The sequence below is a fragment of the Rufibacter immobilis genome, assembly GCF_003721565.1.
Lineage (GTDB): Bacteria > Bacteroidota > Bacteroidia > Cytophagales > Hymenobacteraceae > Nibribacter > Nibribacter immobilis.
This window is the reverse complement of the sequence record NZ_RJJE01000007.1, coordinates 138,297-150,322: the sequence shown is the minus strand read 5'-3', so window position 1 is coordinate 150,322 and position 12,026 is coordinate 138,297. Positions and strand designations below refer to the sequence as shown.

The window sequence follows — 12,026 nt, the reverse complement described above, 5'->3', positions numbered from 1 at the left end:
CGTGCAGCAGCATGGGCTCCAGCACCCTGGCCTTCGAGGCCGCCTCGAACACGTTGTCCGAGTACACGTCCCAGCCCCCGAACACGATATCCTCCAGACTAGCCAGGGGAACGAACTCCCTGATGAGCGGGAACCGGCCGTCGGTGCGCTTGCCCAGCCGGATCCGGCCCATCTGCGTGAGCGAGCCCACCGGCTGCGAGAAGCCCTTCTTGATCGACTCAACCCCCGCGATCAGCGTCGTCGCCACCGCCCCAAGGCCCGGCAGCAGGATCCCCAGCTTACCGCTCGCCTCTTCTACTTGATACTCCATGATTTTAATTTGATGTAGTGTGATGAGTGGTTATTACTGATAACCAAAGATTAACTTTGGCTTAAGTTATCTATATTTTATTCAAGTACAATCAGAATAATTCTCAATTTACAGTCGTATTTCTACCAATTCAGCCTCTCTGAGGTAAAATTGGCAAACCTGACAAAATAGTAACCGGTAAATATATAGAACAGCAGTCATACCCAATGCTATGGAATAAGAGATTTTCTACAGCAATGGAGCTAAAAAAAAGGGCGCCAGTGGCCGGGAAATGATGGTTCCTAGCCACTAGCGCCAATAATTCACTATACCTCAATTGATTAGGCACCCTCAGCAGTACCTGAGGGCTTTTCTTTATTGTTCTCGTGTCCAGGGGCAGGCAACCGCCCAGATTTTCTCAAAGCTTCCTGGATGATCCACTCAATCTGGCCGTTGGTGCTTCTGAACTCGTCGGCTGCCCATTTCTCCACTGCCTTCATCATCTCTGCGTTCATGCGCAGGGCAAACGATTTTTTATCGGCCATAGGCTAGTGGTGTAAGGTTCCGGCATTTACCACGGGGTGGACGCTTCGGTCTGAGCAGAGGACCACCATGAGGTTGGTAACCATGGCGGCTTTGCGCTCTTCATCAAAGTCAACGAGGCGTTTATCATTTAGTTGGGCCAGAGCCATTTCTACCATGCCTACCGCCCCTTCCACTATCTTGGCGCGGGCGGCCACAATGGCAGTAGCCTGCTGGCGCTGCAACATGGCGCTGGCAATCTCCTGGGCATAGGCCAGGTAACTGATACGGGCTTCCAGCACATGGATACCGGCAATAGCCAGCCGCTCCATGAGTTCGCGCTCCAGCTCATCGTTCACTTCCTGGCTGCTGCCCCGCAGGGAGATTTCGCTTTCGTCTTCAAAGTTGTCGTACGGGTAGGCGCCCGCCAGTTTCCGCATGGCAGATTCGCTTTGCACTTTCACGAAGGTCTCATAGTTGTCTACCTCAAAAGCGGCCCTAAACGTCTCTTCCACGCGCCACACCAGCACCACGCCAATCATGATGGGGTTGCCCAGTTTGTCGTTCACTTTGATGGGATTGGTATCTAGGTTGCGGGCGCGCAGGGAAATGCTTTTGGCCGCGAAGAATGGATTTACCCATAAGAACCCGTTTTGCTTGATGGTGCCTTTGTACTCGCCAAACAACGTGAGCACCCTTGATTCATTGGGGTTCACAATCTTAAAGCCTTTGCAGAGCAAGATAAATACCAACCAGAAGGGCACCATGGCGCCCGTTCCCAGATAATAGACTGTAGCACCGGCGGCTCCCAACAGCAACAGCAGCAGGATAAGGAAGGTATAGCCCGAGGCCGGATGATAAGGTTTCTCTGTTTTCATAGCTTATAATTTATTTTGATATCATTTTAATATCAACTAAGATAGTAAACTCACCGGCTATTCCAAAGAAAGGCAGTAAAAACCCATAACCAGCAACTATTTAATCTTTAAGCGGAGAGAAAAGACAAAGACAGCCCCAAACAGCGAAGGCTTCTCTGTTCTAACACAGAGAAGCCTTCGCTGTTTGGGGCTGATTCAGGAAAAAGAGCCGCTAAACGCATTTCATCCGTTACAGCACCACCCCGTTAGAGGAATCTTTTTGGGCCGGGAAATTGCGGTCTCCCAGGTGCTTTTTGAGGTTAGTCTCAATACCCAATGACAGAGCCGTGAGCGGTACGTCTTCCAAGCGGTTCTCAAAAGGATCTTCGGTGCGTTCGCCTACCAGGTCCAGGCACAGGAACACAAACGAGATAATCACCGACACCGGAATACTGGCCCACCTTAGCTCCTCCACAAACACAAACGGCAGCAGAGACGCATGGATGAACACAAACACCCGTGAGAAGAAACTGTACTGCCGCGGAAAAGGCGTGTTCTTGATGCGCTCACTGCGGCCCTGGATGTTGTTAAACTCCACCAGCGTCTGCTCCAACTGCACAAACCGGTAATCTGACAGCCAGCCCCGGTCATAGGCGCGGCGCAGATCATCGCCCTGCAGGTTGAGCAGGTAGTTGGGCGGGTTGTTCTTGTGGCAAAACACCTTGTACTCGTTAGGGGAGAGAAAAGAGACCGTGTCTGTGTATTCATTGGTCTCTTCGTAAATCTCCTCCTGGCGGGTTTCATTGTACGCCTTGGGCCTACGCAGGAACACCCGCAGCCCGTGCACGAATGCCAGGTGCCGGTACACCATACGTTTCTGCAACGCCCTAACCTCCTGGGCTTCCTGAGCATTGGCCGGAATGATCATGGTAATGACCTGCCGGGCCCAGGATCGGCTGCTGTTCACCAACTGGCCCCAGATCTGCCGCGCCTCCCACCAACGCTCATAGGCATTGCTGTTCTTAAAGCCCAGGAAAATGGCCAGCGCCGTGCTCAAGGCGGTGAGCGTACTGAACGGCAGATGCAGCTTTATAACCTCAAAATAGTCATGCAGTAAAAACACCGCCACAGAGAGCAGCAGGTAATAGAGCATACTTTTCCAGGTATAGTAGGCAATGGCACTCCAACTTAGATTCCGATGAACGAGCATAAAGAAACCTTTAGAATCAACAGAACCACTAACGGGCTATCTTGTTTACTTTAAACTGACCAATAGAATATTCCCCTGCTCTTTTTTGCCCTCATTGGAAATAAACAACTCCCCTTCCGGGCTGAATGTAATGCCCTCCGGTTTATAGAAGGCGGTGTCGCTCAGTTTGTGCCGGGTTCTGATGCTGCCGTCCTGGTTGAGGATGAACAACTGCGGATTGGAAGCCTCGGTCAAATAAATGTCGCCGGTTTTAGGATGGATGGCGATTTCTGAGGGCTGCCATGCTTTGCTCAGGCTTTTCTTCTGGTTGGGGGCCAGCAAAGAATCGCGCAGGCTCAACTTGAAAATCGGCTCCGCCGATAGTTTCTTGGCTCCCAGACTGAACGCGTAAACGCCTTTGTAGTCTGCCCCGTTGGCTTCCTCGCCTTTGATGGCCAGCAACAGCCGCTCGTTTTTAGGGTCATAGGTTAAACCTTCCACGTTGTGCGCCTCCGTAAGAGAGGTGGTGTGCTCCTGAATTTTAGGGGCCTGTGACTGCCAATCGGCTACTTCAAACAGATGCCCATCGCTGCGTACCACGTAGGCTGTGGTGCCTACCAGCGCAATGCCCTCATAGTCACCGGCCGCCCCGAAGGTAACCTGACGGTCAATCTTCTGGGTTTTGGTGTTGTAGATGAAAATCACGCCAGCTTCGTCCTGCACGCAGGCAAACTGGCCGTTGCCCAGATACGCAATGCCAGACACTTCGCGCAGTATCTCGGGCACCTCCCATTTCTGGTTAATAAGCACCGCCGCAGAAGCAGCCTCTGGCGCTTTTTTCTTTTTTTTGGCTTTTTTAGGTTTGCCCTCTGCCATGGCATGGGCATTGCCGTTGTCGCAGGCCAGCACGGCGCAGGACAGCAGCAGACTCGCTAAAATTATCTGAAAGCGTTTCATAGGTTTATTCTTTTGGGGTTATAGATATCGGGCCCCGGCGGGAGCCCTGTTGATCTTCTACTTCTCATTTTACTGTTTAGGGGCTCTTTTTCCTAAAATTGGCCTAAAACAGCGGCCGTGGAGACGCTCATTAATCCCAGTAAGGCACGTCTGCCACAGAACCATCCAAGGCATATACTTTCTTAAGGTCCTGGTTGTTGTTCTCCAACTCTACCTGGTAATACGTTTGGCCGTTTTTCTCCACTTTCTCCACGTCATCTACCAGATACGCCTGATAATCTCTTTGGAGAGCCCCGGAAACCGGTTGGGGTAGCTCAGCAGTGGCTACGTCTTGTTTGCGCATGAGCACCTGGCCGCTGGCATCAATCAAGACGGTGTGTTCCTGGCCCTGAATGTCGAACTCAGCCTCAAAGTGGTCCCCTTTCTTTTCCCACTCCGGGTTGGTGGCCGCAGGGTAATGGTTCTTCAAGCTGTTTTGTACCACAGAAGGCAAGTTGCTCATGTTGATGCGCTGGGTGCAGTTCATCAGTAATCCACTCAACGCCAGCATAGAAAGCCATGTCATTTTCATCGTCTATCTCTTTAAGTTAAACTCTAATTTCAGCCCAAAGCTCGGGCACAAAACAGGAAAGACTTGGGAATGAACAGCAGAGGAAGGATTTTTTTGAAAAAATTTCTAAGCGTAAAGAAGCTGAAATAAGCCTGATGCCCAGCTACTTATTCACGCCACAAAAAGCCGGGAAGGCTTAATTGCCCACCATTTATTTTCCGTTTAGGGGCTGTTTTTGGAAAAAGAGCCCCTAAACGGAAGGTCTGAACTGTACCCGCAGGATATGTTTCTGCTGGTAGTCATAGCTGATCTGGAAACCGTAGAGGTCACAGATGGCTTTGGCAATGGCCAGACCTAAACCGGTAGACGCGCCGGAGGTGTCTTCTTTGTAAAACCGGTTGAACAGCTTCTCAGGGTGCAGCGGCGTGTCTTTGCCCAAATTTTCTATGGTAAAGGAAGTAGCCGTCAGCAGGACTTTGATGGAACCTCCGTTCACGTTGTGTACCATGGCGTTCTTGAACAGGTTGAGGGACAGCATCATGGCCAGGTCTGGGTTCATGGTCACCTGCGGAGCTTCTTCTCCCTCTAACGTGACCGTGAGGTTCCGGAAGTGGCACTGGTCTGAGAAATCGCTTATAATATGCTCCAGAAGGGTCTGAAAGTTAACCGGCTCCTCAGCGGCGAACTGCCGGTTCTCAATCTTGGACAAGAGCAGCAAGGACTTGTTCAGACGGGTGAGCCGCTCCAGGCTCTGCATCACAGTGCCAATCTGCTCCAGTTGCGCTTCCTGGAGGTTGTTGCTCTCCGCGAGCAGCTCCAGTTTGTTCAGGCTGATGGCCAGTGGGGTCTGGAGCTCATGCGAGGCATTCTCAATGAAGGCTTTCTGGCTGTTGTACGTACTGATGTTGCTTTGCAGCAGCTTCTCTACCGTTTGGTTTAGGAGCCTGAACTCGTCAATGTTGGTTTCTTCTACGGCAATGGGCTGGGGGTCTTCCAGCCTGAACTGCCGGAGCCGCTGCAGGAGCTGGTAAAACGGCCGCCAGATTCTTTTCAGCAACAGATTGTTGAGCAGCAGAATACTGGCAATCAAACCCACGTACAACCCTAGCAGGGAGTAGAAAAGGTCTTCTATGAGGTCGTCTTCCTCCACCATGGAGGTGATGAGGCGCAGCTCGTAGAACTTACCCTGGTGCCGGAAAACGGTGGTGAGCAGCCGCACGGGCTCAAAGTCCTTCTCGTTCTGCATGTACATGAGGGTGTCCTGATACAGGTCTTTCTGCTGCCGGGCCACCGCCAGGGGCACTTCCCTGAACTTGTAATAGCCTTCCTCAAACTCGGTCTGCTGCAGGATGGTACTGTCCCGCGCGGCTTTCTGCATCACCAGTATTTTCTGGTTCTCCAGGCCATCGTCCATGCTGTCATAGATTTCATCCAGCATGTTCACGTAGAAAAGCGCCGCCCACACCGAGATGACCACCAGCAGGATTCCGGCCAGATAGGAAGTGGCGTGGTTGAGTAGTTTCATGGCGTGACCAGTTTATACCCAATGCCGTAAATGGCCTGTATCTCTACTTGGGCGGCGTGGTCTTTGAGTTTCTTGCGGAGGTTCTTGATCTGGGAATAGATGAACTCGTAGTTATCGGCTTGGTCAATATAATCGCCCCACACGTGTTCCGCTAAAGCGGTTTTGCTCACCAGCCGGTCTTTGTTAGTGACCAGGTACAGCAGAATGTCAAACTCTTTGCGGTTGAGCACCAGCTCCTGCCCGTTTACCCAAACCAGGTGCTTGTCTAAATCAATTTGCAGGTTTTGGAGTTGGTGCAGATTGCTGCCGTCAAACTTGCGGCGGCGCAGCACAGACTTTACGCGGGCGTGTAGCTCAGCCATGTGGAAGGGCTTGGGCAGGTAATCGTCGGCGCCCAGCTCCAGACCGGTGATGCGGTCGTCCAGTGAATCCTTAGCCGACACGATGATCACGCCCTCGGTTTTCTGTTGGTTCTTGAGTTCTTCCAGAAGCTGCAGACCACTGCCGCCGGACAGCGTGATGTCCAGTAAAATGCAGTCATAGCCGTACAACGAGATTTTCTCCAGCGCCTCGTCAAAGGTGGCGGCCGTCTCCACCAGGTACTGTTCCTGCTTCAGTGACTGCACCATGTTCTGCTGCATCTCGGGCTCGTCTTCAATCACCAGTATTTTCATAGTGTGGGCGGTTTTCCGCAAATACGCAATAGAATCTGGAAAGAGTTGGGAATTGAGACAGATCTATTCCCTACAAAAGATTAAACCCGGCGGAGGTATTGGCCACGGTTCTACATACAGGTAAACCTGAACTAAGAAGTGCGCCCCAAGAACGTGGGAAGGATTTCCTGTTTAGCGCCCGTTTTTCCGAAAACAGACGTAAACTAGGAGCGGGTTACTTTGCCTTTGTTTTCCCAGTGACTGGAGATTAAGGTTACCCCGTCTGGCCCCAACTTGAGCCGCCGCACGTAGCGTTCGCCGGTGATGGCTCCATCTGGGCGGCGCTTGCCAATGAACAAGGTAATGGGGTGCCCCTGTTGGTCTGTGATAAACGTGAGGTCATTGCCGGCAAATACGTCATCTATCCGACTATCTGGGGCGTACAGCTTGTTCAGTTTGGCTTCCAGTTTGGGGCTCAGGGGCATAGGCAGAAAAATTAGGCGGTGTACGATTGCATAATGGCCAGGGCCTCGGTCTCGCTGGCTTCCACCACCTCATCAATCACTGACTGTATTTCCTGATCAGACCACTGGGCTTGCTCAGCGGCTTTCACAAATACACCAAGGGCCACAAAACGGCCACCTTCCAGCGGAAGAATCACTTTCACTTTTTTCCGGATGTTCATGCAGGGTAAAAATGGGTTTAGGTGCTATTTTACGGAAAACAGGCCAAAATCGCTAAGCCCACCGGTATTTTCCTGCGCCCAGCGCGATGCTGAAACCAGCTCCTGGAAATACTCCACATCTGAGTGGAACTTGGGGCGTAAGGTAGCCACCATGCTACTTACGGCCATTTGGTTGAAGATGTCATCAGAAACCACAAAGGCTAAACGCCTGATGCCCAGCAACTGGAACTGCGGAAACCAGGTATTGATGGTCCAGTCCTGATCGGCCTGCCGGATCACCTTCATGAGTTTCATGTCCATGACCCAGTTCTGCAGCCCTTCCCTCCTGGATACCTGAATTGCTTCCAACAGCCCCTCGCGGTATACCTCACTGGGCACAAAATCCTTCCAGTGCAGCACCAAGGCATGGTGCAGCCGGTCGACTTCCAGTTGTAGGTATGGGTCTGTTTGCATTTACTTCAACACATCTATAAGTGCCCCTCTTCCGCAGACTGCAGGAAAGGTATTGGCTATCATTGTATTAACTTGATTTCAATACTTCAGGTTTTGCAAAGAATTAATAAATGCATTGTACAAAACGCATATATTATCTTCCTGAGAGTTACTACTGTTACTATATAAAACGCACCACTCAACACCTAACATCTTATTTATTAACGCGTTGATAAAAAATCTTATCTAGTAAACCCTACCTAAACCTAGCGCTGTGGTTTAGACCTATTTCTGGAAAAAGAGGCGCTAAACGGCAGCAGTTCCTAATTAGAAACTAGAAACAAAGAAGGCCAGAGAAATTCTCTGGCCCTTTGGCTTTTAAAGTTTATTCAAGATTACAACTTAGTACCCGCTGGCATAGCGGCCACCTGCTTTAGGTGCTCGTTTCTGGGGTCATAAGCAAGGCCTTTCTTTGCATATTCTTTCATTCCCGCAGGACTCTTTGCCCGATAGTAAGACTGGCAGGCTACCAGAAACAGCTCACCCATCATACGATCTGTAATATCACCTTTATTTTGCTTATACAACGCCTCAAGAGAAAGAAGCATTTTCTTACCTTCGGTTCGTTTATCTTCGCTGAAGGCGTTCTGCACGGCACGGGCATACGCCAGAAGACAGACATTGTGGAACGTTTGGTCTCCTTTCAAGAAGCTGAAGTTCTTCTGATACTGCTCTACTGTCTTAGAGAGATCCTCTGAAAACCGGTTACGGTTTAATTGGTCATAAATAACAGATTTCATCACTCCTGTTAATTCCGCACTGGCAGGGTTGAACCCATAGGCTTTGGTCAGATACTCCATAGCCTTGGGGTATTGGTTGTTCATTGCCTGCACACGCCCGTTGTGGAAGTGATAGACATAGCCAATATCTTTCATGGAAACACTATCTCTAGCGGTACCCTTGAAAGCTGCGTAGATCTTGTTGTAGAATGCAGTGTCTGGTTTTTCCAGTAGATGCTTTTGCGTAAGGCGTTTGAAGTCATTGGCAAACTCATCTCTGAAAGCATCGCCGGGTTGCATGGCATAGAAGTTTGTTAATAATTCTATCTGTTCCATTTTGTCATAGTTGATGCCTTCCAATTGTTGGGCTAACGATGATGTGAGTAGATAACGTGTCTCATGGTTAGGATAGAGGCGGTACGCTTTTTGAAACGCTTTGCTGGCCTTTTCATAAGCCTGCTCCTCATATTGCTTTACCCCTTCGTTATAGTACTGTAGAGACACCAGCTGTTGGAAGTTAATGTTCTTGTCTGCCCTGAACTGCTCATTGAAAACACCTTCTACCCCTTTGGTCCGGACATCTTCTTCACTTACCAGTTTACCTTTCTGTAAGTATTCTACATAACTCTTTTTGAATTTGGGGTCTGGCATAAAATAACCACCCGCTGGATCTGTGGTTTCCACCATAATATGACTGCCTTTAGGATCTGCCACCAGATAAACGTGCGTAGGTAATTGCTTTATTTCATAGCCAATATTATAATGCTCTAAAACAAGAACATACAGGGCTGTGGCGCTGACACAGTTGTAGGTGCCCGTTTTCATGATTTGGTCAAATGAGGCAATATTCTCATACTTCTTAAGGAAGTTTCTGTGCGCCATTTCAAAGATCATCTTCACCTGTTTGTTGAGTGGCTTATCCCGAACTTTGGCCAAGTCCAGAGCTGTGTAAAGCTGCTGCATCTTTTGTCTGGCATTTTCTAGCTCTGTCTCTGTGATAGCTGGATTTACCACCAATAAAAGAGCCAGTTTGTTTAAGTCACCAGTGTCTACAGCGCCTAGATACTTTTGCTCGAACGGGGAAGCATAGGTGATATTTTTAATGCGTAAGGTGTCTTTCTGAGCCTGAACAGTAACAGTAAAAAATACCAGTAAAAGGAAGGGTAAAAGTTTTTGCATTGAAAAATGAAATTATAAATAATTGAATATTTTGCACTTAAAGTTAAAGAGAAGTAAAGAAACTAGAAACAAAGAAGGCCAGAGAAATTCTCTGGCCTTCTTTAGTAAATGTATGTATGCCTTACCTGAACATACTCTTCAGCTTGTTCAGCTTGGTAGCCATATCTTCTTCCTCTACCGGCGCTTCCCGGCGAGCACCGCTTTGCTTGCGGTCATTGCCGCGGCTTGGTTTAGCACCGGCAGCGGTGGGGTCGCCTTTCATGGAGAGGGCAATGCGCTTGCGGCCTACTTCTACTTCCAGCACGGTCACTTCTACCTTCTGCCCCACTTTCACCACGTCATGCGGGTTGCTCACGAAACGGTCAGACAGGTGGCTCACGTGTACCAGACCGTCTTGGTGCACCCCAATGTCCACGAATGCCCCGAAGGCGGTGATGTTGGTCACAATGCCGGGTAGTTTCATGCCCGTGCGCAGGTCTTTGATTTCATTTACCCCTTCGGTGAAACTGAAAGCTTCAAAAGATTCACGTGGGTCACGGCCCGGCTTGGAAAGTTCGCTTAAGATATCTTGCAGGGTAGGCAAACCCACGGTGTCAGACACGTATTTCTTCAGGTCAATCTGCTTGCGCAATTCTGCGTTTTTCAACAGGTCTTCTACCGTAGCGCCTAAATCTTTGGCCATCTGCTCTACCAACTCGTAACGCTCTGGGTGCACGGCGCTGGAATCCAATGGGTGTTTCCCTTCCCTGATGCGCAAGAAACCGGCCGCCTGTTCAAAGGCTTTATCGCCTAAGCGGGCCACCTTGCGCAGCTCGTTGCGGGTCTTGAACGGACCGTTCTGGTTGCGGTACTCTACAATGTTCTGGGCCAACTGCGGCCCTAAACCAGATACATAGGTCAACAATTGCTTGCTGGCGGTGTTCACTTCCACGCCCACGGCGTTCACGCAACTCATCACCACATCGTCCAGACTGTGCTTGAGTGCGTTCTGGTCTACGTCGTGTTGGTACTGGCCTACACCAATGGATTTAGGGTCTATCTTCACCAACTCCGCCAATGGGTCCATTAACCTACGACCGATGGAAACGGCACCCCGAACGGTGATGTCCTGGTCTGGGAACTCCTCCCGGGCCACTTCTGAGGCTGAATAGATAGAAGCACCGCTTTCATTCACCATGATGATGGCAATAGAATTGGGCAGGCCGAGGCCGCGCACAAAGGTTTCAGTCTCGCGGCTGGCGGTTCCGTTGCCAATAGCGATGGCTTCAATGTTGTATTTATGACATAACACCATCACTTGCTGTCCGGCCAGAGTGGCTTGGTTGGCGCCGTTGTGCGGGAAAATGGCCTCGTAGTGCAGGAGTTTGCCTTGCTCATCCAGGGCTACTACTTTACAGCCGGTTCTAAAGCCCGGGTCAATGGCCAGCACGCGCTTCTGCCCCAGCGGAGCCGCCAGCAGCATGGGCCGCAGGTTATCGGCGAACACTCTGATGGCTTCTTCATCGGCGCGTTTCTTGGAAGACAGCCGCACCTCCGTTTCCATGCTCAGGCGCAGCAGACGCTTATAGGAATCTTTCACGGCCAGCTTCACCTGTTGGGCAGCGGCATTATTGCCTTTCACGAACTGACGTTCCAACGCTTCAATGGCTTGTTCCTCATCGGGTTGGGCATCCAGCATGAGCACCATCTCCTTTTCGCCGCGGCGCATGGCCAGAATGCGGTGACTGGGGGCTTTCTCAATGGGCTCGTCCCACTCAAAATAATCTTTGTATTTCTGGCCTTCCTCTTCCTTGCCGGGAATGACGCGGGCTTTGAACACGCCTTGTTTCTCAAACAGGTTCCGGATGCTGGCACGGGCTTCGGGGTTCTCGTTCACCCACTCGGCAATGATGTCACGGGCTCCGGCCAGGGCTTCCTCAGAAGATTTCACTTCTTTTTCTTCGCTCACGAATGCGGCGGCTTCGGCCTCCACGTCCACGTTCGCCTGCTCAAACAGGGTTTGGGCCAGAGGCTCCAGTCCTTTCTCGCGGGCGATGGTGGCGCGGGTGCGGCGTTTGGGTTTGAACGGCAGGTAAATGTCTTCCAGCACGGCCATGGTCTGGGCGGCCAATACCTGCGCCTCCAGTTCCGGGGTGAGTTTCTCCTGGTCTTTCAGGGACTTCAGGATGCTCTCACGGCGTTTGTCCAGGTCGCGGAGCTGTTCAATGCGGTCCCGGATGGCGGCAATGGCCACTTCATCCAGCGTTCCGGTTACTTCTTTGCGATAACGGGCAATAAAAGGGACAGTGGCACCTTCATCCAGCAATTGCACGGTGGCTTCTACCTGACGCTCACTTACCTGCAACTCCCCCGCAATCTTCTTGAAATGGTTTTCTGGCATGCTAAATTTAATCGTTCTAAAAGACTCTG

General features: G+C 50.7%; 13 protein-coding genes. All 13 read right to left on the bottom strand.

Features of this window, described 5'->3' with window-relative positions; genetic code table 11:
- Positions 1-310 (bottom strand): inositol-3-phosphate synthase (locus tag EFA69_RS07290; RefSeq protein WP_183906720.1); only part of this gene is annotated, 310 nt, incomplete at its 3' end.
- A 320-nt stretch (positions 311-630) separates the two neighbouring features.
- Positions 631-834 (bottom strand): Arc family DNA-binding protein, encoded by a 204-nt coding sequence (locus tag EFA69_RS07285; RefSeq protein WP_123132445.1) that lies wholly within the window; start codon positions 832-834, stop codon positions 631-633.
- A gap of 3 nt (positions 835-837) precedes the next feature.
- Positions 838-1,689 (bottom strand): SPFH domain-containing protein, encoded by an 852-nt coding sequence (locus EFA69_RS07280; RefSeq protein WP_123132444.1) that lies wholly within the window; start codon positions 1,687-1,689, stop codon positions 838-840.
- Between the two features lie 229 nt (positions 1,690-1,918).
- Complete coding sequence (locus tag EFA69_RS07275) at positions 1,919-2,878, bottom strand: bestrophin family protein (protein WP_123132443.1); 960 nt, start codon at positions 2,876-2,878, stop codon at positions 1,919-1,921.
- Positions 2,879-2,923: 45 nt separating this feature from the next.
- On the bottom strand, positions 2,924-3,814 hold the full coding sequence (locus EFA69_RS07270) for a hypothetical protein (RefSeq protein ID WP_123132442.1): 891 nt from the start codon (positions 3,812-3,814) through the stop codon (positions 2,924-2,926).
- 130 nt (positions 3,815-3,944) lie between these two features.
- The gene (locus tag EFA69_RS07265; protein ID WP_221175692.1) at positions 3,945-4,379 is read right to left on the bottom strand and encodes a PepSY-like domain-containing protein; all 435 of its coding nucleotides are present in this window, start codon (positions 4,377-4,379) and stop codon (positions 3,945-3,947) included.
- A 235-nt stretch (positions 4,380-4,614) separates the two neighbouring features.
- Positions 4,615-5,889 carry a sensor histidine kinase gene (locus EFA69_RS07260; RefSeq protein ID WP_123132440.1) on the bottom strand — a complete coding sequence of 425 codons (1,275 nt, stop codon included), beginning with the start codon at positions 5,887-5,889 and terminating at the stop codon, positions 4,615-4,617.
- Positions 5,886-6,563, bottom strand: a complete 678-nt coding sequence (locus EFA69_RS07255; RefSeq protein WP_123132439.1) for a response regulator transcription factor — start codon at positions 6,561-6,563, stop codon at positions 5,886-5,888. The genes EFA69_RS07260 and EFA69_RS07255 overlap by 4 nt, the downstream gene beginning before the upstream one ends.
- A 203-nt stretch (positions 6,564-6,766) precedes the next feature.
- Entirely contained in the window at positions 6,767-7,027 is a 261-nt protein-coding gene (locus EFA69_RS07250) for a hypothetical protein (RefSeq protein ID WP_123132438.1), read from the bottom strand.
- A gap of 11 nt (positions 7,028-7,038) precedes the next feature.
- Entirely contained in the window at positions 7,039-7,227 is a 189-nt protein-coding gene (locus EFA69_RS07245) for a hypothetical protein (RefSeq protein ID WP_123132437.1), read from the bottom strand.
- 24 nt (positions 7,228-7,251) lie between these two features.
- Positions 7,252-7,680 (bottom strand): hypothetical protein, encoded by a 429-nt coding sequence (locus EFA69_RS07240; RefSeq protein ID WP_123132436.1) that lies wholly within the window; start codon positions 7,678-7,680, stop codon positions 7,252-7,254.
- Positions 7,681-8,054: 374 nt separating this feature from the next.
- Positions 8,055-9,401 carry a hypothetical protein gene (locus tag EFA69_RS07235; RefSeq protein ID WP_148041292.1) on the bottom strand — a complete coding sequence of 449 codons (1,347 nt, stop codon included), beginning with the start codon at positions 9,399-9,401 and terminating at the stop codon, positions 8,055-8,057.
- Positions 9,402-9,738: 337 nt separating this feature from the next.
- Positions 9,739-11,997, bottom strand: a complete 2,259-nt coding sequence (locus EFA69_RS07230) for a Tex family protein (protein ID WP_123132434.1) — start codon at positions 11,995-11,997, stop codon at positions 9,739-9,741.
- Between the last annotated feature and the right edge of the window lie 29 nt (positions 11,998-12,026).

Bases quoted from the DNA above. Each gene is read 5' to 3' on its own strand.
- EFA69_RS07230 (WP_123132434.1), bottom strand. From the start codon at position 11,997: ATGCCAGAAAACCATTTCAAGAAGATTGCGGGGGAGTTGCAGGTAAGT.
- EFA69_RS07275 (WP_123132443.1), bottom strand. From the start codon at position 2,878: ATGCTCGTTCATCGGAATCTAAGTTGGAGTGCCATTGCCTACTATACC.
- EFA69_RS07285 (WP_123132445.1), bottom strand. From the start codon at position 834: ATGGCCGATAAAAAATCGTTTGCCCTGCGCATGAACGCAGAGATGATG.
- EFA69_RS07250 (WP_123132438.1), bottom strand. From the start codon at position 7,027: ATGCCCCTGAGCCCCAAACTGGAAGCCAAACTGAACAAGCTGTACGCC.
- EFA69_RS07240 (WP_123132436.1), bottom strand. From the start codon at position 7,680: ATGCAAACAGACCCATACCTACAACTGGAAGTCGACCGGCTGCACCAT.
- EFA69_RS07255 (WP_123132439.1), bottom strand. From the start codon at position 6,563: ATGAAAATACTGGTGATTGAAGACGAGCCCGAGATGCAGCAGAACATG.
- EFA69_RS07260 (WP_123132440.1), bottom strand. From the start codon at position 5,889: ATGAAACTACTCAACCACGCCACTTCCTATCTGGCCGGAATCCTGCTG.
- EFA69_RS07270 (WP_123132442.1), bottom strand. From the start codon at position 3,814: ATGAAACGCTTTCAGATAATTTTAGCGAGTCTGCTGCTGTCCTGCGCC.
- EFA69_RS07280 (WP_123132444.1), bottom strand. From the start codon at position 1,689: ATGAAAACAGAGAAACCTTATCATCCGGCCTCGGGCTATACCTTCCTT.
- EFA69_RS07265 (WP_221175692.1), bottom strand. From the start codon at position 4,379: ATGACATGGCTTTCTATGCTGGCGTTGAGTGGATTACTGATGAACTGC.
- EFA69_RS07245 (WP_123132437.1), bottom strand. From the start codon at position 7,227: ATGAACATCCGGAAAAAAGTGAAAGTGATTCTTCCGCTGGAAGGTGGC.
- EFA69_RS07235 (WP_148041292.1), bottom strand. From the start codon at position 9,401: ATGCAGCAGCTTTACACAGCTCTGGACTTGGCCAAAGTTCGGGATAAG.